Below are 20,440 nucleotides of genomic sequence, written 5' to 3' on the forward strand. Positions count from 1 at the left end.
AGCGCGAGGCGCTAGTTGGTGTGCGCGGTGGGGGCGGCAGCTGCTACCCCCTCAGCCGGCTTGCGGCGACGACGGCGGCGACGGCTGGAGCCGGGGTTTCCCGGCGGGGAGCCGGCCGGCGTTTCCGCGGCGGCATCACCGTTGCTGCTCGCGGCGCCGTTGCCCGACGGATGCCCGCCGACCGGCTGGCCGCCGCGGGTGCGTCGCCGCGTGCCGGACCGGCGAGCCGTCTTCTCCGACTTCTGGCCCGACTTCTGGGCGGGGCGCTCGCCGTTGCGGCGCGCGCCCTGCGCCTTGCGGGCCGCACCCACGGTGCCCCCGGCCTCGGCCGGGATGCTCAGCTCGTCGTACAGGTGCGGCGAGCTGGAGTAGGTCTCGGGGGGCTCGGGGCAGTCCAGCCCCAGCGCCTTGTCGATCAGCGCCCAGCGGGTGAGCTCGTCCCAGTCCACCAGGGTGACGGCGACCCCGGTCTTGCCGGCGCGGCCGGTGCGCCCGATGCGGTGCACATAGGCCTGCTCGTCCTCGGGGATCTGGTAGTTGATGACGTGGGTGACGTCGTCGATGTCGATGCCGCGCGCGGCCACGTCGGTGGCGACCAACACGTCGATCTCGCCGCTCCGAAAGGCCTTGAGGGCCTTCTCGCGTGCCACCTGTCCGAGGTCGCCGTGGACGGCGCCCACCGCGAAACCGCGCTCGGCCAACTCGTCGGCGACCTTCTGCGCGGTGCGCTTGGTGCGGGTGAAGATCATTGTGGCGCCGCGGCCCTCGGCCTGCAGCACCCGGCTCACCAGCTCCACCTTGTCCAGGGCGTGGGCCCGGTAGGCGTACTGGGCGGTGGTGTCGTGGGTGGCCGCCGAGTGTGGCGCTTCGGCCCGGATGTGGGTGGGCTGGTTCATGAAGGTGCGGGCCAGCGTGATGATCGGGTCCGGCATGGTCGCCGAGAACAGCATCGACTGCCGGTCGACGGGGATTTGGCGCAGGATGCGCTCGATGTCGGGCAAGAAGCCCAGGTCGAGCATCTCGTCGGCCTCGTCGAGCACGAGCACGGAGAGCCCACCGAGCTGCAGGTGGCCCTGCTGGCTCAGGTCGAGCAGCCGGCCCGGGGTGCCCACTACGACGTCGGCGCCGGCGCGCAGCGCCTCGATCTGCGTCTCGTAGGGGCGACCGCCGTAAATGGGGACCACCGACAGCCGCCGGTTGTCGTCGGCGGTCAGATGCTTGGCCGCCAGCGCCAGGTCATCGGTCACCTGCAGGCACAGCTCGCGGGTCGGCACCACGATCAACGCGCGCGGGGTTCCGTTGAGTGGCCGCTCGGCGGAATCGGACGTGATGCGCTGCAGCAGCGGCACCCCGAAGGCGAAGGTCTTGCCCATGCCCGTGCGGGCCTGGCCGATCAGGTCGTCGCCGGCGAGCGCCAGCGGCAGGGTCAGTTCCTGGATCGCAAAAGGGCTTTCGATCCCTTTTTCGGCGAGCGCCCGCACGATTTCGTCGCGGACGCCGAGTTGAGCAAAGGTCAGTTCAGTTGTGCTGGTCAGTGTGGTCATGCGTGGGTAGGTAGCCTCTCGAAGACGTATCGGATTGTGTCGGTGTTTCTCTGTCGCGGTCACGCGCGCACGAGTTCCGACTCCGAATACGTCGCCGAGTCGCGGGCTCCAGCTCAGTCTGGGTGGTCCCAGCCCGCGCGGGCCTGCTGTGCACGCACATTTCGCCGATAGCGGCGGGAAGAACATTTGGCACAAATAAAGCCGCCATCTACCTACATGATAGCTGGTCGAGCGCCGGCACCCATTTTGCGCCGTGCCCGCCGACTACAGTGTTGCCATGACCCGGCCCTCGTACCAGCCCTCTTCCATCGACCAAGTGGAGGATTCGGCGGCCCCCCGACTGTCGGCCGATCACCCCGGGGTCAACGAGTTGTTCGCGGTCTTGGCCTATGGCGAGATCGCCGCGTTCTACCGGCTCACCGACGAGGCGCGGATGGCCCCTGACCTGCGGGGAAGGATCTCGATGGCGAGCATGGCCGCCGCCGAGATGCAGCACTACGAGCAGCTGCGCGACGCGCTGGAAAGCCGCGGCGTCGATGTGGTGTCGGCGATGTCGAAGTACGTGTCGGCGCTGGAGAACTACCACCGGCTGACGATGCCCAGCACGTGGCTGGAAGCCTTGGTGAAGACGTACGTCGGTGACGCCCTGGCCGCCGATTTGTATCTGGAGATCGCCGACGGGCTACCCGACGAGGTTGCCGACGTGGTGCGCGGGGCGCTGGCCGAGACCGGGCACTCGCAGTTCGTCGTCGCCGAGGTGCGCGCCGCGGTCACGTCGAGCGGCAAACAGCGCAGCCGGCTGGCGTTGTGGTCACGCCGCCTGTTCGGCGAGGCGATCACCCAGGCCCAGTACCTGCTGGCCGACCACGACGAGCTCGTCGACCTGGTGATGTCGGGGGCCGGCGGATTGGGCCAGCTCAACGCGTTCTTCGATCGGTTGCAACAGACGCACGACCGCCGCATGCACGAGTTGGGCCTGAGCTGACTCAGCCGTGATCGCAAGCGCGGTGTAGCCGGGCGCGGCGGGTCACGGCCATCGGTCTCAGCGTGAGCAGGTCGCCATGTTCGACGGGTTGCCCGACGCCATGATCCGCTGACCGGCGGCGTTGAAGACCGAGCAGCTGAGCTGGCCGTAGAAGCTGGTCGCGACCACGGATTGGTTCTGCACGCCGGGGTTGAGGACCACCACCTTCGACCACGGCAGCGACACGTTGAACTCGCTCTGGGGGACACCCCGCGCGTCGGTGTAGACGACGTTCACCAGGTCCAGCAGCTGCTTGGTTCCGCTCACGCTGTACACGACGGTGCGCGGGCTCAGCGCGGCGGTCGGCGGCGCCGCCGCGAGAGGTGGTGCGGCCGTGGGTGTTTGGGCTGCCGGGGTGCTGGGCGCGGCGCTCGGCGTGGTGATGGTGGTCACGGTCTCGGGCGGTAGCTGGGCCACGCGCGAGGGGCTCGGTGGCGCGGACGCCTTGGTGGTCGCGGGCGCCGAGGTCACCGGGTGTGGTGCCGGCGCCCCCAGCGTGGCCTTGGTCGACGCGCTGTCGCCGCTGTTGATGATGACGGCGGTGGCGATGGCCCCGACGGCCACCACCGCGCCGAGAATCGCCGTCGCCGGTCGCCAGCGCGAGTCGGCCGGCCAGCCCGTCCAGTTGTAGTCGGCGTTCAGGTAGGGGTCGGTGTCGCAGTCGTCGTCTACGTCGTCGTCCGGGTAGCTCCGGATCCGGTCGTCGAGGTGCGGCAATGTGGTACCCATGGGGCCGAAGTTAGCCATGTGAAAGCACGGATCGGGTATCGCGCGGGTGTGTGTGACAACCTGCAAGCGAATCGTTATCGGCGCGCGACCGAAGTTTCGCTGACCGCGAAGTGTGGGGACGCGGCGAGGTGGGGGTCAGCCCCGTCAACTAGCCTGCTGCTGACAGGGCTGGGACTTCGCCGCCCGCGCACGACTTCAATACCTACGGAAGGGGTGACCGTGGAGGTCAAGATCGGGATCACGGATAGTCCGCGCGAGCTGGTCCTCGCCAGCGACCAGACACCCGCCGAAGTCGAAGAGCTGGTCAGCGCCGCGCTCAGCGAAGGGTCGGGACTGCTGCGACTGAGCGACGACCGGGGCCGTCGCTTCCTGATCCACACCACCAAGATCGCCTACGTCGAGATCGGCGTGGCCGACGCGCGCCGGGTCGGGTTCGGGATCAGCGCCGAATCCGGGAAGCACGCCGGCAAGGGACGTTAGGAACGCGTCAGCGGCACGTGTGACAGTCCGCCCCAGGCGAACTGGACGGTGCCCTCGACGGCGTCCGCCTTGGAAATCGGGCGATCGGAGTCGAGCCAGTACCTCGCGCAGTCGACGCTGATGCCGACCAGCCCGACGGCGATCATCCGCGCGCGGTGCGGGTCCAGCCCGGAATCCTCGCTGATCAACGCGAACACCGCGTCGATGCAGGATTCGGTGGCCACCCGCACCTGGGCGGCCACCTCGGGTTCGGTGACGTAGTCGTTCTCGAAGATCAGCCGGTAACCCTGGCTGTCGTGCTCGATGAAATCGAAGAACGCCTGCACGGCGGCGTGCAACCGCCGGCGGTTGTCCTTGGTGGCGCTCAACGCCTGCTGGACTCCGGAGACCAGGTTCTCCACGTGCCGCGCCAGCACCGCGAGGTACAGCTCGAGCTTGCTCGTAAAATGTTGGTACAGAACGGGTTTGCTGACACCGGCCCGATCGGCGATCTCGTCCATGCCGGCCGCGTGGTAGCCGCGGTCGACGAAGACGTCGCTGGCGACGATGAGCAACTGCCCGCGGCGCTCATCGCGGGGCAGCCGGTTGCCCCGCCGGTTGGGAGCCGCGGCGCCGTCCGGCCGGCCGCGGTCAGCCGATCTGACGGCACGCCGTGCCGGCATCTTGGCGAGTTCGCTCATCGAGTCCTCATCTGATTGTCGGCGGCCGGCCGTCGGTCCACCGGGGCCAGCCGCTCGCAGCTCGTTGAAAAGACCTTACTACCCGCCGGGCTTGAACCCCCCGCCATCGGCGTCGTCGCAGCTGGCAGAAGCGGTGTCGGACCGGGCATTCGGGCGCGCCACGGTCGGCGCAGGTGGTCGGCTGTGTAATCCTGGGAAAATGACGTCGCAGCGGCCCCCGCGCGGCACCGGTCGCGTGCCGGTGCTCCGCGACGAGTGGCGCGAGCCGCTGCGGGCGCTGCGCGACCCCCTGGCCGCCCCGGAAGCCGGGCGGGTGCGGGCCGACCGTGAGCGGCAGCGGCAGTGGCGCAAACAAACGTGGCTGGGCCGGTTCGTGTCCACCTACGGCTGGCGCGCGTACGCCCTGCCCGTCCTGGCGGTGCTCACCGCCGTGGTCATGTATCAGACGGTGACCGGCGCCGGTGCGTCGAAGCCGACCGCCAGCCAGCCCATCGAGAGTCCGCCCGCGATCGGCGCGGTGGGCACCACGATCATCGACGCCCCACCCCGCGGTCTCGCCGCGTTCGACGCCAACCTGCCGGCCGGGACATTGCCGGACGGTGGCCCCTTCACCGAAGCGGGCGACAAGACGTGGCACGTGGTGCCGGGCACGACGCCCCAGATCGGTCAGGGCACCGCGAAGGTGTTCCGCTACACCGTCGAGGTGGAGAACGGCATCGATCCGACGATGTTCGGCGGCGACGAGGCGTTCGCGCAGATGGTCGACCAGACGCTGGCCAATCCGAAGGGCTGGACGCACAACCCGCAGTTCGCCTTCATCCGGGTCGACGGTGCCAGTGGGACAAAGCCCGACTTCCGGATCTCGCTGGTGTCGCCGGTGACCGTGCGGGGGGGCTGCGGCTACGAATTCCGGCTGGAGACGTCCTGCTACAACCCGGTTTTCGGCGCCAACCGCGAGGCCCGGGTCTTCATCAACGAGGCGCGCTGGGTGCGCGGCGCCGTGCCGTTCGAAGGGGACATCGGCTCGTACCGGCAGTACGTGATCAACCACGAGGTCGGCCACGCCATCGGCTACCTGCACCACGAGGCCTGCGAGCAACAGGGTGCCCTGGCGCCGGTGATGATGCAGCAGACGTTCTCCACGTCCAACAACGACGCCGCGCAATTCGACCCCGACACCGTCAAGGCCGACGGGAAAACGTGCCGCTTCAACCCCTGGCCGTACCCGATCGCGTAGCCCCGGGAAGCGATGCCGGCGGTTACGGCGTTCACTGGAGTCATGTCAACGTCGTTGCCGCCGCTGGTGGCACCCGCAGACCACCTGACCGGCGCGGAGGTGGCCCGCTACAGCCGTCACCTGATCATTCCCGGCCTGGGCCTCGACGGGCAGAAGCGGCTCAAGAACGCTCGGGTGCTGGTGATCGGCGCCGGGGGCCTGGGGGCGCCGACCCTGCTGTATTTGGCCGCGGCGGGCGTGGGCACCATCGGCATCGTCGAATTCGACGTCGTCGAGGAATCCAACCTGCACCGCCAGATCATTCACGGCGTGGCCGACGTCGGGCGGCCCAAGGCCGTCTCCGCACGGGAGTCGATGGCCGCGATCAACCCGCTGGTCGACGTGCGCCTGCACGAGGTGCGCCTGGACTCCACCAACGCCGTCGAGCTGTTCGGCTCCTACGACCTGATCGTGGACGGCACCGACAACTTCGCCACCCGGTATCTGATCAACGACGCGGCGGTGCTGGCGCAAAAGCCGTACGTGTGGGGGTCGATCTACCAATTCGAGGGCCAGATCTCGGTGTGCTGGGAGGACGCGCCGGACGGACGCGGCCTCAACTACCGCGATCTCTACCCCGAGCCGCCGCCTCCCGGCACCGTGCCGTCGTGCGCCGAAGGCGGCGTGCTGGGCATCGTGTGCGCCTCCGTCGCCTCGGTGATGAGCACCGAAGTGATCAAACTCATCACCGGCATCGGCGACTCGCTGCTGGGCCGGTTGATGATCTACGACGCGCTGCAGATGTCCTATCGCACCATCGCGATTCGTCGGGACCCCTCCGACGCGTCGAGGCCGAAGATCACCGAGCTCGTCGACTACGAGCAGTGGTGCGGCGTGGCGACCGAAGCCTCGGACGACGCCGCCACCGTCGGTGACTCGGCCATCACCCCGCGGGAGCTGCGCGAGCTGCTGGATTCGGGCAAGGAGCTGGCCCTGATCGACGTCCGCGAGCCCGTGGAGTTCGACATCGTGCACATCGACGGGGCGCAGCTGGTCCCGCAGTCGTCGATCAACTCCGGCGAGGGTCTGGCAAAGGTGCCGCGGGACCGCATGCCGGTGCTGTATTGCAAGACGGGCGTGCGCTCGGCGCAGGCGCTGGCGGTGCTGAAGCAGGCGGGATTCGCCGATGCGGTGCACCTGGAGGGCGGAATTGTGGCCTGGGCGCAGCAGATGCAACCCGACATGATCCTGTACTGACCCGATACGGCTGTTGTACTCGTTTAGAGTACCGGTGTGACAGTCGAGCCACCGCCGGACCATGTGCTGTCGGCGTTCGGTTTGGCCGGCGTCAAACCCGTCTATCTGGGCGCCAGCTGGGAGGGCGGCTGGCGGTGCGGTGAAGTCGTCTTGTCGCTGGTGGCCGACAACGCCCGCGCGGCGTGGTCCGCCCGGGTCCGCGAGACGTTGTTCGTCGACGGCGTCCGGCTAGCCCGCCCGGTCCGTTCCACCGACGGGCGCTACGTCGTTTCGGGTTGGCGCGCGGACACCTTCGTCGCCGGGACGCCCGAGCCCCGCCACGACGAGGTCGTCTCGGCGGCGGTGCGCCTGCACGAGGCGACGGGCAAACTGGAACGCCCGCGCTTTCTGACCCAGGGCCCGGCGGCGCCGTGGGGGGACGTCGACATTTTCATCGCCGCCGACCGCGCGGCGTGGGAGGACCGGCCGCTCGCCTCGGTGCCGCCCGGCGCGCGGGTGGCCCCTGCCACCGCGGACGCCGAGCGATCGGTGGAGTTGCTCAACCAGCTCGCCACGTTGCGCAAGCCGACCAAGAGCCCGAACCAACTGGTCCACGGGGACCTTTATGGCACAGTGCTTTTCGTGGGCACCGCGGCGCCTGGCATCACCGACATCACCCCGTACTGGCGCCCCGCATCGTGGGCGGCGGGCGTGGTGGTCATCGACGCGTTGTCCTGGGGCGAGGCCGACGACGGACTCATCGAACGCTGGAACGCGCTGCCGGAATGGCCGCAGATGTTGTTGCGGGCGTTGATGTTTCGTCTTGCCGTCCACGCGCTGCACCCGCGTTCCACGGCCGAGGCGTTCCCCGGGCTGGCCCGCACCGCGGCGCTGGTCCGGTTGGTGCTCTAGTCAGTCGCGTGGGAATTCGTGGCGAACTTCGCCCAAGGCGATTTTGCCGTCGTGGGCAAGCACACCCTCGGCGCGCAACAGCTCCAGCTGTCGCGTGGTCAGGTGTCGCGCCGGGCGGCCGGAGGCGGTGATGACGCGGTGCCACGGCAGGTCCGAGGAGTCCGTCCGCATGATCCAGCCGACGATGCGCGGGCTGGAAAGCCCGGCGACCGAGGCGATGTCGCCGTAGGTCGCGACCCTGCCGGGCGGGATGGCGGCGACCAGCGCGCGCACCCGCTCGACCTGGTCGTCGGTCACCGGCGCCACGGTCAGCGGGCTTCCAGCAGCTCACGGGCCAGCGCGGCGACGTCGTCCGGCTTGGCGTAGGGCACCATGTGGTTGCAGTCGAAATCCAGCAGCCGGAAATGCGAGCCCAGCCGCTGCTGAAGGCCCGCGACGAGTTCGTCGGTGACATAGGGCGGCGATGTCCGCTTGGCGCGCACCAGGATCGTCGGCGTTTGCGCCGGCGGCAGCACGGCGTCGCGGGCGAGCTCGCTCCAGTACGCCATCATCGCCGGCAGGCTGATGCGCCAGCCGTAGCGGCCATCGGGCAGCGCGATCAGATGCTCGTCGAGCTCGGCGTCGAGCAGCGAGGGCTCGACATCCGACCACGAGCCGTGCACCTTTTCCATCCGCGCTTCCTCGGGGTCCGGATAGTCGGGCGAGGACAACATGGCCTCGGCGATGTCGCGCATCCACTCGCCGTCCAATCCGATCGCCGGGTCCAACAGCAGCAGACCCGCCACCTGGTTCGGCCGGGCCGCGGCCACGTGCATCGCGAGACCGGCGCCGAACGAGTGGCCGACCACCACCACCGGCGTGCCGGGCTGCGCGTCGAGCAGACCGGCCAGCGCCGAGACGTTGGCGTCGATGGTCCAGGGCGCCGCCCACGAGGACCGGCCGTGGCCGAGCAGATCCGGTGCGGCCAGGCCGATCTCGGGCAGCAAGCCGGACAGCTGTTCCCAACGCTGCCCGTGCCCGGTCAGCCCGTGCAGCGCCAGGATCCGCGCCGGACCCGACGGACCGTAGCGGTGGACGTACAACTCAGCGGTCACCCGTCGATGGTGCCAGCCGCGTCACCGCGCGTCGCGTGCGGTCCTCGTCAGCGGTCGTCGTCCCGATCGTCGTCCGCGGACACGACGTAGGCCTGCTCGATCACGTCGGCCTCGTTGGCTTCGCGATCCCACGCGCTCACGTAATCGGTGTCCAGACCGGCCTCGTCGTCAGAGTCGGCGGGCCGCCGTTGCTCCACCGCGTCGCCTTCGGGCGCCTCGTCAGTGGGAAAGCCGTGTTCGTCGTCCGTCATGGTCTTCAGCCCCTCCTTCCATGCGTCGAGTCCATCCTTCGTGCTGTGGCGACTTCCAGAGTAAGAGCCGGCGCCGATGCCGGCCGGGCGAACTTGTCACACCCTGGTGGTTGCATGCAGCCATGGCATACACCTGGGAGGCCGACGCGAGCGCTCTGCTGGCGCCCGGTGCGCGCGGGATCGTTCGCGTGCTCGGCGGGCCCGGCACCGGGAAGAGCAGCCTGCTGATCGACGCCGCGGTCGCCCAGATCGACGCCGGGATGGACCCGGAATCGGTTCTGCTGCTTACGGGTTCCGGTCGGCTCGGGATGGCCGAGCGCAGCGCGTTGACGACGGCGTTGCTGCGGTCGCGATCGAGCGGCCCGGTCCCGGTCGCCGTCAGCGAACCGCTGGTGCGGTCCGTGCACGGGTACGCCTACGCGGTCTTGCGGCGCGCCGCCGAGCGTGCCGGTGATGCGCCCCCGCGGCTGGTCACCAGCGCCGAACAGGACGCCATCATCCGCGAGCTGCTGGCCGGGGACCTCGACGACGGGCCGCACGCGGCGACGGCCTGGCCGGCGCAGCTGCGGCCGGCGCTGAGCACCGCGGGGTTCGCCACCGAACTGCGAAACCTGTTGGCGCGCTGCGCCGAACGCGGTGTCGACCCCCAGGACTTGGAGCGCCTCGGCCGTCGTTGCCGTCGGCCCGAATGGATCGCCGCCGGTCAATTCGCGCGCCAGTACGAGCAGGTGATGTTGCTGCGCGCGGCGGTCGGCACGGCCGCGCCGGAGGCGACCACCCCCGCGCTGGGCGCCGCCGAATTGGTGGGCGCGGCGCTCGAGGCGTTCGCCGTCGATCCCGAGCTGCTGGCGGCCGAACGCGGCCGGATCCGCGTCCTGCTGGTCGACGACGCCCAACAGCTCGATCCGCAGGCGGCTCGCCTGGTTCGCGTGCTCGCGGCGGGCGCCGAGCTGGCGCTGGTCGCCGGGGATCTCAACCAGGCGGTGTTCGGCTTCCGGGGCGGCGAGCCCGCCGGGCTGCTCAACGGCGACGCCCCGGCGGTGACGCTGACGATGTCGCATCGCTGCGCTCCCGCCGTGGCCCGCGCGGTCAGCGGCATCGCCGCCCGGTTGCCCGGCGGCGGCCCCGGCCGCCGGATCGACGGCGCCGGGGCGGGGGAGGGATCGGTCACGGTGCGCCTGGCGGCCTCGGCGCACGCCGAGGCCGCGGTGATCGCCGACGCGCTGCGGCGCGCGCACCTGGTAGACGGTGTGCCGTGGTCGCAGATGGCGGTCATCGTCAGGTCGGTGCCGCGCGCGGGCGCGCGATTGCCGCGCGCGCTGGCGGCCGCCGGGGTGCCGGTGGCCGCGGCCGCCGCCACCGGGCCGCTGGCCGAGGAGCCGGCGGTGCGCGCGCTGCTGAGCGTGCTGCTGGCCGCCGCCGACGGGCTGGACGGGCAGCAGGCGCTGGCCTTGCTGACCGGCCCCATCGGTCGCGTCGACCCGGTGTCGCTGCGCCAGCTGCGCCGGACACTGCAGCGCGCCAACCCCGCCCGCGCACAAGCCGATTTCGCCGAGCTGTTGGTCGAGGCGCTGTCCGGCGCCGCGCCACCGCCGGGGCCGCAGTTCCGTTCGCTGCGCAAGGTCCGCGCGGTGCTGGAGGCCGCCGCGCGGTGCCACGGCGCCGGTGAAGACCCGCGCTACACCCTGTGGGCTGCCTGGCACCGGTCAGGGCTGCAGCGCCGCTGGCTGTCGCTCAGCGAGCGCGGCGGCCCCGCCGCCGCCCAGGCCACCCGGGATCTCGAGTCGGTGACCGTGCTGTTCGACATCACCGATGACTACGTCTCACGCACCTCGGGGGCGTCGCTGCGCGGGCTGGTCGAGCACGTCGCCGCGCTGCAGCTGCCGAGTGCCAATCCGGAGCCGGCTGCCGCGGCCGAGCAGGTCAGGGTCCTCAGCGCGCACGCCGCGCTGGGACACGAATGGGATGTCGTGGTGATCGCCGGATTGCAGGATGGGTTGTGGCCCAACACCGTTCCGCGCGGCGGTGTGCTGGGCACCCAGCGGCTGCTCGACGAGCTGGACGGGGTCACCGCGGACGCTTCGATGCGGGCGCCGCTGGTGGCCGAGGAGCGCAGGTTGCTGGTGGCGGCGATGGGCCGCGCCCGCCGGCGGCTGCTGGTGACGGCCGTCGACAGCGACACCGGCGGGGCAGACCATGGGGCCGCGCTGCCGTCGCCGTTCTTCTTCGACATCGCGCAGTGGGCCGACCAGGCCGCGGACATTGCTGCGCTGCAACCCGTTTCGGCGCCACGAGTGCTGTCGGCGGCCGCGCTGGTAGGCCGGTTGCGCGGCGTGGTCTGCGCACCCGACGGGGCGGTGGACGAGCTCGCCCGCGACTGCGCGGCGACACAATTGGCGCGGCTGGCCGATGCTGGGGTGCCCGGCGCAGACCCGGCCGGATGGCACGGCCTGACCCCGGTCAGCACCAGTGCACCGCTGCGCGGCGGCGACGACGTCGTCACGCTGACCCCGTCGACCCTGCAGACACTGACCGACTGCCCGCTGCGCTGGCTCGCCGAACGGCACGGCGGGACCAACCCGCGCGATCTGCGCTCCACGATCGGTTCGGTGGTGCACGCGCTGATCGCCGAACCGCACCGGAGCGAATCGGAACTGCTGGCCGAACTGGAGCGCGCCTGGCGGCATCTTCCCATTGCGGCGCAATGGCATTCGGATAACGAGCTGGCCCGCCACCGCGCGATGCTCGAGGCGTTCATCGACTGGCGCGGCCAGACCCGCGGCGCGCTCACCGAGGTCGGCACGGAGGTCGAGATCGACGGAATCCTGAAAACCGGTGACGGGGAACAGGTTCGGTTGCGCGGCCGCGTCGACAGGCTGGAGCGCGACGCCGCCGGGCGGCTGGTGATCGTCGACGTCAAAACCGGCAAGTCCCCGGTCAGCAAGGACGACGCCCAACAACACGCCCAGCTGGCGATGTACCAGCTGGCGATCGCCGAAGGCCTGGTGGCCTCCGGAGGCGACGCGGCCGAACCCGGTGGCGCGCGGCTGGTTTACGTCGGCAAGACCGGGGCCTCGGGGGCCGTCGAAAGGGAACAGGACCCGCTGACGGCGTCCGCCGGTGACGAGTGGCGCGAGATCATCCGGCAAGCGGCGGACGCGACGGCCGGCCCGCAGTTCGTCGCGCGGCGTAACGAGGGTTGCACGCACTGCCCCCTCCGGCCGTGCTGTCCGGCGCACAACGACGGGGCAGCCCGGTGAACCCGCGCTTCAGCCCGAGTGAATTGGCCAGTGCGCTAGGCCTTTTCCCGCCGACCGAGGAGCAGGCCGCGGTCATCGCCGCGCCGCCGGGGCCGCTGGTCGTCATCGCGGGGGCGGGAGCCGGTAAGACCGAGACCATGGCGGCACGGGTGGTGTGGCTGATCGCCAACGGCTACGCCGACCCCTCCCAGGTGCTGGGACTGACGTTCACCCGCAAGGCCGCCGGCCAGCTGCTGCGCCGGGTGCGGTCGCGGCTGGCGCGGCTGGCCGGCGTCGGGCTGGGCGTCACGGGCGCCGTCGGCAACGCCGCGGCAGAACCCGAGGGCGCCCCGGTGATCAGCACCTACCACGCGTTCGCGGGCTCGCTGCTGCGCGACTACGGGCTGTTGCTGCCCGTCGAGCCCGACACCCGGCTGCTCAGCGAAACCGAGTTGTGGCAGCTGGCCTTCGACGTCGTCAACGGGTACCGGGGCGAGTTGCACACCGACAAGAACCCGGCCACCGTCACCGCGATGGTGTTGCGACTGTGGGGGCAGCTGGCCGAACACCTCGTCGACACCGGCCAGCTGCGCGACACCCACGTGGAGCTGGAGCGGCTCGTCCATGCCCTGCCCGCCGGGCCCTATCAGCGCGAGCGCGGCCCCAGCCAATGGCTGCTGCGGCTGCTGGGCGCCCAGACCGAGCGCACCGAGCTGGTGCCGCTGCTCGATGCCCTCGACGAGCGCATGCACGCCGCGAAGGTGATGGATTTCGGGATGCAGATGGCCTCGGCGGCGCGGCTGGCGGCGGCTTTCCCGCAGGTCGGCGAGGACCTGCGCGCCCGCTACCGGGTGGTGCTGCTCGACGAGTATCAAGACACCGGCCACGCCCAGCGCATCGCGCTGTCGGCCCTGTTCGGCAGCGGGGTCGACGACGGGCTGGCGCTGACCGCCGTCGGCGACCCCATCCAGTCCATCTACGGCTGGCGCGGGGCCTCGGCGACCAACCTGCCCCGGTTCACCACCGACTTTCCCCGCTCCGACGGCAGCCCCGCGCCAGTGCTGGAACTGCGGACCAGCTGGCGCAATCCGCCACGGACGCTGCGGATCGCCAACGCCGTCTCCGCCGAGGCGCGGCGGCGATCGGTGGCCGTGCACGCGCTGCGCCCGCGCCCGGACGCGCCGCCCGGCACCGTCCGCTGCGCCTTGCTGTCCGACGTGGTGGCCGAACGCGAGTGGATCGCCGACCACCTCGACGCCCGCTATCGGCAGGCCCGCGCCGACGATGTCAGCCCACCGACGGCCGCGGTATTGGTGCGGCGCAACGCCGACGCCGCGCCGATCGCCGATGCGCTGCGCGCCCGCGGCATCCCCGTCGAGGTCGTCGGGCTGGCCGGACTGCTGTCGGTACCCGAGGTCGCCGAGGTGGTCGCCATGCTGCGGCTGGTCGCCGATCCCACGGCCGGCGCGGCGGCGATGCGGGTGCTCACCGGCGCGCGCTGGCGCCTCGGCGCCCGCGACATCGCCGCCCTCTGGCAGCGAGCGCGTGCGCTTGGCGGAACCGCGGCGGACACCGCGCCGCCCTCGCCCGAGGCGATCGCCAGCGCCGCCGATCCCGCCCACGTCGACGCCGACACCATCTGCCTGGCCGACGCGATCGCCGATCCCGGTCCGGCCGGCTCGTATTCGGCGGCCGGGTATCAGCGCATCACCGCGCTGGCCGCCGAACTGAGCGCCCTGCGCGCCCACCTCGACCATCCCCTCGGCGACTTGGTGGCCGAGGTGCGCCGCGTGCTGGGCGTCGACTGCGAGGTCCGGGCCGCGGCGGGGGTCGAGGCGGGCTGGGCTGGCACCGAGCACCTCGACGCGTTCGCCGACGTCGTCGCCGGATACGCCGAGCGCGCGACTCCGCTGCTGGACACGTCCGCGACCGCCTCGGTGGCCGGCCTGCTGGCGTTCCTGGATGCCGCCGAGTCGGTCGAGAACGGTTTGGCGCCGGCCCCGTTGGCGGTCGCGCGCGACCGCGTCCAGGTGCTGACCGTGCATTCCGCCAAGGGGCTGGAATGGCAGGTGGTGGCGGTCGCGCACCTGTCGGGCGGGACGTTCCCGTCGACCGCCTCCAAGAGCACCTGGCTCACCGACGCCGCGGAACTGCCGCCGTTGCTTCGCGGCGACCGCGCCGCCGCGGGCGCGTTGGGCATCCCGGTGCTCGACTGTTCGGATGTCTCCAACCGAAAGCAGCTGTCGGACAAGATCTCCGAGCATCGCCGCCAGCTCGATCAGCGGCGCATCGACGAGGAGCGTCGATTGCTGTACGTCGCCATCACCCGGGCCGAGGACACCCTGCTGGTGTCGGGTCACCACTGGGGCGCCACCGGGATCAAGCCGCGCGGCCCGTCGGATTTCCTGGTGGAGATTAAGGACGTCATCGACGGCGCGGCCGCGGCCGGCGATCCCTGCGGAACCGTGGAGCACTGGTCGCCAGCCCCCGCGGATGGCGAACGAAACCCGCTGCGCGACAGCATTATCGAAGCGGTGTGGCCAGCCGACCCGCTGCCCGCGCGGCGCGGCGAGGTCGAGCGCGGCGCGGCGCTGGTGAACCGGGCGCTGGCCGCCGGGTCGGACCAGCCGTGCGCCGATGTTGACGGCTGGGCCGCCGACGTCGACGCGTTACTGGCCGAACGTGCGCGGCTGACCGCGCCACCGGCCCGGGAGTTGCCCGGGCAACTTTCGGTCAGCTCCCTGGTCGGCCTGGCGCGCGATCCGGCGGGCGCCGCGCAGCGGTTAAGACATCGGCTGCCGTCGCGGCCGGATCCGCACGCCCTGTTGGGCAACGCGTTTCACGCCTGGGTCCAGAAGTTTTACGGCGCCGAATGCCTGTTCGATCTCGGTGATCTGCCGGGCGCGGCGGACTCCGACGTCGGCGACACCGCCGAATTGGCGGTGCTGCAGGCGGCCTTCACCGAATCACCCTGGGCCGCAAAGGTTCCCGTCGCCGTCGAGGTCCCGTTCGAGATGCCGATCGGTGACACCCTGGTCCGCGGCCGCATCGACGCGGTATTCGCCGATCCCGATGGCGGCGCGACCGTGGTGGACTGGAAAACCGGTGAACCGCCGCACGGCCCGGAAGCGCTGCGCCAGGCCGCCGTGCAGCTCGCGGTGTACCGGACCGCCTGGGCGGCGCTGGCCGGGGTTCCGGAATCGTCGGTGCGCACCGCGTTCTTTTACGTGCGCACCGGCGCCACGGTCACCCCCGCGGAACTGCCGGACCTCGCAGAGCTGGCCGCGCTAATGGCCGATTCCGCCGGCGAGCGCCCCGCCCGTGTCTGACGTGGTTACATTTGAGGCGTGCGTCTGTCGTGCGATCGGTTCGATGCGATAACGGATATCCGTGGCCAAAGGTAGCTGGCGGCTGGGACGTCTCGACGAGCGGTTGACGGTCCAGCCCAGTTACGCGCTCGTCGGCGTGCTGCGCATTCCCCAGGGGCGCGCCAGTCCCGTGCGCATCATCTCTCGTCGGGTGGCCATCGCCATCGCGGCGTTGTTCGCCGGCGCCATCACCGTCTACCTCGATCGCGACGGGTACCACGACGCCCAGGGTGATCGGCTGACGTTCCTGGATTGCTTGTACTACGCGGCGGTGACGTTGTCGACGACCGGCTACGGCGACATCACGCCCATCTCGGAATTCGCGCGGGCGATGAACGTTTTGATCGTCACGCCGCTGCGCATCGCATTCCTGATCTTGTTGGTCGGCACCACGCTCGAGGTCGTCACCGAAACGTCCCGGCAGGCGTGGAAGATCCAGCGTTGGAGGAGCAAAGTGCGCAACCACACCATCGTGATCGGCTACGGCACCAAGGGCAAAACGGCGGTCGCGGCGATGCTCGGCGACGAGGTGGTCCCGGGCGAAATCGTCGTCGTCGACACCGATCAGGCCGCCCTCGACCGCGCCGCATCCGCCGGCCTGGTCACCGTCCATGGTGACGCGACGAAATCCGACGTGCTGCGGTTGGCCGGTGCCCAGCACGCGGCGTCGATCATCATCGCGTCCAGCCGCGACGACACCGCCGTGCTGGTCACGCTGACGGCGCGGGAAATCTCGCCCAAGGCCAAGATCGTGGCGTCGATCCGGGAGGCTGAAAACCAGCACCTGTTGCAGCAATCGGGCGCGGACTCGGTGGTGGTCTCCTCAGAAACCGCCGGCCGGTTGCTCGGCCTGGCCACCACCACGCCGAGTGTCGTGGAGATGATCGAGGACCTGCTGACCCCCGACGCCGGGCTGGCGATCGCCGAACGCGAAGTCGACCAGACCGAAATCGGCGGATCCCCAAAGCATCTGCGTGACATCGTGCTCGGTGTGGTGCGCGACGGCCACCTGCTGCGCATCGGCGCTCCGGAGGTGGACGCGATCGAGGCCAACGACCGGCTGCTCTACGTCCGGGACGCGGGAAACTAGTGGACTTTCAGTTGCGCAGTGTCCCGCTGCTGTCGCGCGTCGGCGCCGACCGCGCCGATCAGCTGCGCACCGACGTCGAAGCCGCCACCGCCGGCTGGGCCGAGGCGGCGCTGCTGCGGGTGGACTCGCGCAACCAGGTGCTGGTCGCCGACGGCCGCGTAGTGCTGGGCGCCGCCGCCGAACTGGGCGACAAGCCGCCGTCGGAGGCGGTATTTCTGGGGCGCCTCGAGGACGGGCGTCACGTGTGGGGGATCCGCGGCGCCCTGCAGGCCCCGGAGGACCCCGACGCGCGCACCGAGGTGGTCAACCTGCGCAGCCTCGGTCCGATCTTCGACGACATCAGCGGTCAACTGATGTCGTCGGCTGTGGCACTGCTGAATTGGCACGAGAAGGCGCGATTCAGCTCGGTCGACGGCTCGCCGACCCGGCCGGCCCGGGCAGGCTGGTCACGGGTGAACCCGGTCACCGGGCACGAGGAGTTCCCGCGCATCGACCCGGCGGTCATCTGTCTGGTGCACGACGGCGGCGACCGCGCGGTGCTGGCCCGCCAGGCGGTGTGGCCCGAGCGGATGTTCTCGCTGCTGGCCGGATTCGTCGAGGCCGGTGAGTCTTTCGAGGGATGCGTGGCCCGGGAGATCCGCGAGGAGATCGGGCTGACCGTGCGCGACGTGCGCTATTTGGGCAGTCAGCCGTGGCCGTTCCCGCGCTCGCTGATGGTCGGCTTCCACGCCGTCGGCGATCCGGCGCAGGAGTTCTCGTTCAACGACGGCGAGATCGCCGAGGCGGCGTGGTTCACCCGCGACCAGGTGCGCGAGGCGCTGGCGGCCGGGGATTGGTCGAGTTCCTCGGAGTCCAAACTCCTTCTGCCCGGCTCGATTTCAATCGCGCGGGTGATCATCGAATCCTGGGCCGCGATCGACTGACCGGGTTCAGTTGGCGGTCTCGGCCAGCTTCGCCTTCACCTGGGCCGCGCTCGGGTTGGTCAACGTCGACCCGTCGGCGAACTTCACCGTCGGGACCGTCCTGTTGCCGCCGTTGACCGAACTGACGAAATCAGCGGCCGCCGCGTCGTGCTCGATGTCGACCGCCTGGTAGGCGATCCCGTTGGACTTGAGCACCGTCATGAGCCGATGGCAGTAGCCACACCAGGAGGTTGTGTAGACGGTGAGCAGGGCGTTGGTCATAGCTGGTTAACGTAGCCCGGCGACGATGCATTCCGCGCAGCGGGATGCGGAGGAGTGGGCGATCGGGTGTAGCCCGGCGACGATGCATTCCGCGCAGCGGGATGCGGAGGAGTGGGCGATCGGGTGTAGCCCTGCGACGATGCATTCCGCGCAGCGGGATGCGGACATGCGATTCGGGCGTGGCGATGCACCGGCCCCGGCGGCGACTTGTCAGTATGGGAAGCCACTATGGACGCCATGCCGACCGTCGCCGATCCACTGACAGCCGGGCTGGACGATGAGCAGCGCGATGCCGTGCTGGCTCCGCGCGGCCCGGTCTGCGTGCTGGCGGGCGCCGGAACGGGCAAGACCCGCACCATCACTCACCGGATCGCCCAGCTGGTGGCCGGCGGCCACGTCGCCGCCGGCCAGGTGCTGGCGGTCACGTTCACCCAGCGGGCGGCGGGGGAGATGCGCTCCCGGCTGCGGGCGATCGACGCCGCGGCGGGCACGGGCGCCGCGGTCGGCGCGGTCTCGGCGCTGACCTTTCATGCCGCCGCCCACCGGCAGCTGCGGTACTTCTGGCCGCGGGTGGTCGGTGACACCGGCTGGCAGCTGCTGGACAGCAAGTTCGCCGTCGTGGCCCGGGCGGCAAGCCGCACCCGGCTCAATGCCAGCACTGACGACGTGCGCGACCTGGCCGGCGAGATCGAGTGGGCCAAGGCGTCGCTGATCGGCCCGGAGGAATACCCCGCCGCGGTGGCGGCTGCCGGGCGGGACATCCCGTTGGACGCCGCTCAGATCGCCGGCGTCTACGCCGCCTATGAGTCCCTCAAAGCCCGCGGTGAACACGTCACCCTGCTCGACTTCGACGACCTGCTGCTGCACACCGCGGCCGCGATCGAAAACGACCCGGCGGTGGCCGAAGAGTTCCGCGACCGCTACCGCTGCTTCGTGGTCGACGAATACCAGGACGTCACGCCGCTGCAGCAGCGGGTGCTGACGGCCTGGCTGGGCGAGCGCGACGATCTCACGGTCGTCGGCGATGCCAACCAGACCATCTACTCGTTCACCGGGGCCTCGCCCCGATTCCTGCTCGACTTCTCCCGCCGCTTCCCCGACGCCACCGTCGTGCGCCTCGAGCGTGACTACCGCTCCACCCCGCAGGTGGTGTCGCTGGCCAACCAGGTGATCGCCGCGGCGCGCGGCCGGGTCGCCGGCAGCAAGCTGCACCTGGTGGGCCAGCGCGCACCGGGCCCCGTGCCGACGTTCCACGAGCATCCCGACGAACCGGCCGAGGCCGCCGCGGTCGCCAAATCGATCGCGCGGCTCATCGAATCCGGCACCCCGCCCTCCGAGATCGCGGTGCTGTATCGGGTCAACGCGCAGTCGGAGATCTACGAGGAGGCGCTGACCGAAGCGGGCATCGCCTACCAGATTCGCGGCGGCGAGGGATTCTTCAATCGCCAGGAGATCAAGCAGGCCCTGCTGGCGCTGCAGCGCGCTGCCGAGCGCGGTGCCGAGGGTCCATTGCCCGACGTCGTGCGCGCGGTGCTGGAACCGCTGGGCCTGACGGCCCAGGAGCCGGTCGGCACCCGGGCCCGCGAGCGCTGGGAAGCCCTGAGCGCACTGGCCGAACTGGTGGACGACGAAGTCGCGCAACGCCCGCAGCTGGAATTCCCGGCGCTGCTGGCCGAGCTCCGGATGCGCGCCGACGCCCGGCACCCACCGGTGGTGCAGGGCGTCGCGCTGGCATCGCTGCACGCCGCCAAGGGCCTCGAGTGGGACGCGGTGTTTCTGGTCGGCCTGGCCGACGGCACGCTACCCATCTCGCACGCACTGGCGCACGGCGCCGAGAGCGAGGCGGTCGAGGAGGAACGCCGCCTGCTCTACGTCGGAATCACCAGGGCCCGAATGCATTTGGCGCTCAGCTGGGCGCTCGCCCGCAGCCCGGGCGGGCGCCAGGGCCGCAAGCCGTCGAGGTTCCTCAACGGCATCGCGCCCCAGGCGCGGGCCGAGGCGGGGCCGAACAAGTCTCGGCGCAGCCGGGGTACCGCGACCCGCTGCCGGATCTGCAACAACAACCTGACCACTCCGGCGGCCATCATGCTGCGCCGCTGCGAGACGTGCGCGGGCGACATCGACGAGGACCTGCTACTGCGGCTCAAGGAGTGGCGCCTCGACGTCGCCAAGGAACAGAAGGTGCCCGCCTACGTCGTCTTCACCGACAACACGTTGATCGCCATCGCCGAGCTGCGCCCCGGCGACGACGCGGCGCTGATCGCGATTCCCGGCATCGGCGCGCGCAAGCTCGAGCAGTACGGTCCCGACGTGCTGGAGCTGGTTCGCGGTCGCTGACCGCTAAACCCGCAGGTCACAAAATCGGTTGTGGACGGCGAGGGTGACCGTTTACC

Annotated in this window: 17 protein-coding genes; 10 read left to right on the forward strand and 7 right to left on the reverse strand. The window is 70.8% G+C overall.

Features of this window, described 5'->3' with window-relative positions; translation table 11 throughout:
* Positions 1 to 11 precede the first annotated feature (11 nt).
* On the reverse strand, positions 12 to 1,544 hold the full coding sequence (locus ACZ50Z_RS00625; RefSeq protein WP_464481805.1) for a DEAD/DEAH box helicase: 1,533 nt from the start codon (positions 1,542 to 1,544) through the stop codon (positions 12 to 14).
* Between the two features lie 277 nt (positions 1,545 to 1,821).
* Between ACZ50Z_RS00625 and ACZ50Z_RS00630 the strand changes: the two genes are divergently transcribed.
* Positions 1,822 to 2,529, forward strand: a complete 708-nt coding sequence (locus tag ACZ50Z_RS00630; RefSeq protein ID WP_464481806.1) for a ferritin-like fold-containing protein — start codon at positions 1,822 to 1,824, stop codon at positions 2,527 to 2,529.
* A gap of 57 nt (positions 2,530 to 2,586) precedes the next feature.
* Here the strand turns inward: ACZ50Z_RS00630 and ACZ50Z_RS00635 are convergent, their stop codons facing one another.
* Positions 2,587 to 3,297, reverse strand: a complete 711-nt coding sequence (locus ACZ50Z_RS00635) for an MmpS family transport accessory protein (RefSeq protein WP_464481807.1) — start codon at positions 3,295 to 3,297, stop codon at positions 2,587 to 2,589.
* Positions 3,298 to 3,510: 213 nt separating this feature from the next.
* Between ACZ50Z_RS00635 and ACZ50Z_RS00640 the strand changes: the two genes are divergently transcribed.
* Positions 3,511 to 3,777: a DUF3107 domain-containing protein gene (locus tag ACZ50Z_RS00640; RefSeq protein ID WP_464481808.1), complete on the forward strand. Its 267-nt coding sequence runs from the start codon at positions 3,511 to 3,513 to the stop codon at positions 3,775 to 3,777.
* On the opposite strand, the gene ACZ50Z_RS00645 is transcribed toward ACZ50Z_RS00640, so the two are convergent.
* Positions 3,774 to 4,457 (reverse strand): TetR/AcrR family transcriptional regulator, encoded by a 684-nt coding sequence (locus tag ACZ50Z_RS00645; RefSeq protein WP_067167150.1) that lies wholly within the window; start codon positions 4,455 to 4,457, stop codon positions 3,774 to 3,776. The genes ACZ50Z_RS00640 and ACZ50Z_RS00645 overlap by 4 nt on opposite strands.
* 199 nt (positions 4,458 to 4,656) lie before the next feature.
* Between ACZ50Z_RS00645 and ACZ50Z_RS00650 the strand changes: the two genes are divergently transcribed.
* From ACZ50Z_RS00650 to ACZ50Z_RS00660, 3 genes are read left to right on the forward strand one after another with little or no spacing between them, the layout of a single operon-like run.
* Entirely contained in the window at positions 4,657 to 5,694 is a 1,038-nt protein-coding gene (locus ACZ50Z_RS00650; protein ID WP_464481809.1) for a DUF3152 domain-containing protein, read from the forward strand.
* Between the two features lie 42 nt (positions 5,695 to 5,736).
* Positions 5,737 to 6,930, forward strand: coding sequence for an adenylyltransferase/sulfurtransferase MoeZ (gene moeZ / locus ACZ50Z_RS00655; protein WP_464481810.1), 1,194 nt, complete (start codon positions 5,737 to 5,739; stop codon positions 6,928 to 6,930).
* Between the two features lie 36 nt (positions 6,931 to 6,966).
* Positions 6,967 to 7,821, forward strand: coding sequence for a TIGR02569 family protein (locus ACZ50Z_RS00660; RefSeq protein WP_464481811.1), 855 nt, complete (start codon positions 6,967 to 6,969; stop codon positions 7,819 to 7,821).
* On the opposite strand, the gene ACZ50Z_RS00665 is transcribed toward ACZ50Z_RS00660, so the two are convergent.
* From ACZ50Z_RS00665 to ACZ50Z_RS00675, 3 genes are read right to left on the reverse strand one after another with little or no spacing between them, the layout of a single operon-like run.
* Positions 7,822 to 8,127 (reverse strand): MGMT family protein, encoded by a 306-nt coding sequence (locus ACZ50Z_RS00665; protein WP_464481812.1) that lies wholly within the window; start codon positions 8,125 to 8,127, stop codon positions 7,822 to 7,824.
* Positions 8,128 to 8,129: 2 nt separating this feature from the next.
* The gene (locus tag ACZ50Z_RS00670; protein WP_464481813.1) at positions 8,130 to 8,915 is read right to left on the reverse strand and encodes an alpha/beta fold hydrolase; all 786 of its coding nucleotides are present in this window, start codon (positions 8,913 to 8,915) and stop codon (positions 8,130 to 8,132) included.
* Between the two features lie 47 nt (positions 8,916 to 8,962).
* Positions 8,963 to 9,166, reverse strand: a complete 204-nt coding sequence (locus ACZ50Z_RS00675; RefSeq protein ID WP_464481814.1) for a hypothetical protein — start codon at positions 9,164 to 9,166, stop codon at positions 8,963 to 8,965.
* Positions 9,167 to 9,288: 122 nt separating this feature from the next.
* On the opposite strand from ACZ50Z_RS00675, the gene ACZ50Z_RS00680 reads away from it, so the two are divergent.
* The 4 genes from ACZ50Z_RS00680 (at position 9,289) to nudC (ending at position 17,786) form a co-directional block, all read left to right on the forward strand.
* Positions 9,289 to 12,426 (forward strand): PD-(D/E)XK nuclease family protein, encoded by a 3,138-nt coding sequence (locus ACZ50Z_RS00680; protein WP_464481815.1) that lies wholly within the window; start codon positions 9,289 to 9,291, stop codon positions 12,424 to 12,426.
* Positions 12,423 to 15,734, forward strand: a complete 3,312-nt coding sequence (locus ACZ50Z_RS00685) for an ATP-dependent helicase (RefSeq protein WP_464486024.1) — start codon at positions 12,423 to 12,425, stop codon at positions 15,732 to 15,734. The genes ACZ50Z_RS00680 and ACZ50Z_RS00685 overlap by 4 nt, the downstream gene beginning before the upstream one ends.
* A gap of 61 nt (positions 15,735 to 15,795) precedes the next feature.
* Entirely contained in the window at positions 15,796 to 16,863 is a 1,068-nt protein-coding gene (locus tag ACZ50Z_RS00690; protein WP_464481816.1) for a potassium channel family protein, read from the forward strand.
* Positions 16,863 to 17,786, forward strand: coding sequence for an NAD(+) diphosphatase (gene nudC / locus ACZ50Z_RS00695; protein ID WP_464481817.1), 924 nt, complete (start codon positions 16,863 to 16,865; stop codon positions 17,784 to 17,786). Before ACZ50Z_RS00690 ends, nudC begins: the two co-directional genes overlap by 1 nt.
* A gap of 6 nt (positions 17,787 to 17,792) precedes the next feature.
* On the opposite strand, the gene mrx1 is transcribed toward nudC, so the two are convergent.
* Entirely contained in the window at positions 17,793 to 18,047 is a 255-nt protein-coding gene (mrx1, locus tag ACZ50Z_RS00700) for a mycoredoxin Mrx1 (RefSeq protein ID WP_464481818.1), read from the reverse strand.
* Between the two features lie 237 nt (positions 18,048 to 18,284).
* Here mrx1 and ACZ50Z_RS00705 point away from each other — a divergent pair, with 237 nt between their 5' ends.
* A complete protein-coding gene (locus ACZ50Z_RS00705) occupies positions 18,285 to 20,384 on the forward strand; it encodes an ATP-dependent DNA helicase UvrD2 (RefSeq protein ID WP_464486025.1) in 2,100 nt (699 codons plus the stop codon).
* Positions 20,385 to 20,440 lie beyond the last annotated feature (56 nt).

Source organism: Mycobacterium sp. NTMscope_MAC_269, from assembly GCF_976985695.1.

Bases quoted from the DNA above. Each gene is read 5' to 3' on its own strand.
- ACZ50Z_RS00625 (WP_464481805.1), bottom strand. From the start codon at position 1,544: ATGACCACACTGACCAGCACAACTGAACTGACCTTTGCTCAACTCGGC.
- ACZ50Z_RS00630 (WP_464481806.1), top strand. From the start codon at position 1,822: ATGACCCGGCCCTCGTACCAGCCCTCTTCCATCGACCAAGTGGAGGAT.
- ACZ50Z_RS00635 (WP_464481807.1), bottom strand. From the start codon at position 3,297: ATGGGTACCACATTGCCGCACCTCGACGACCGGATCCGGAGCTACCCG.
- ACZ50Z_RS00645 (WP_067167150.1), bottom strand. From the start codon at position 4,457: ATGAGCGAACTCGCCAAGATGCCGGCACGGCGTGCCGTCAGATCGGCT.
- ACZ50Z_RS00650 (WP_464481809.1), top strand. From the start codon at position 4,657: ATGACGTCGCAGCGGCCCCCGCGCGGCACCGGTCGCGTGCCGGTGCTC.
- moeZ (WP_464481810.1), top strand. From the start codon at position 5,737: ATGTCAACGTCGTTGCCGCCGCTGGTGGCACCCGCAGACCACCTGACC.
- ACZ50Z_RS00675 (WP_464481814.1), bottom strand. From the start codon at position 9,166: ATGACGGACGACGAACACGGCTTTCCCACTGACGAGGCGCCCGAAGGC.
- ACZ50Z_RS00680 (WP_464481815.1), top strand. From the start codon at position 9,289: ATGGCATACACCTGGGAGGCCGACGCGAGCGCTCTGCTGGCGCCCGGT.
- mrx1 (WP_464481818.1), bottom strand. From the start codon at position 18,047: ATGACCAACGCCCTGCTCACCGTCTACACAACCTCCTGGTGTGGCTAC.
- ACZ50Z_RS00705 (WP_464486025.1), top strand. From the start codon at position 18,285: ATGCCGACCGTCGCCGATCCACTGACAGCCGGGCTGGACGATGAGCAG.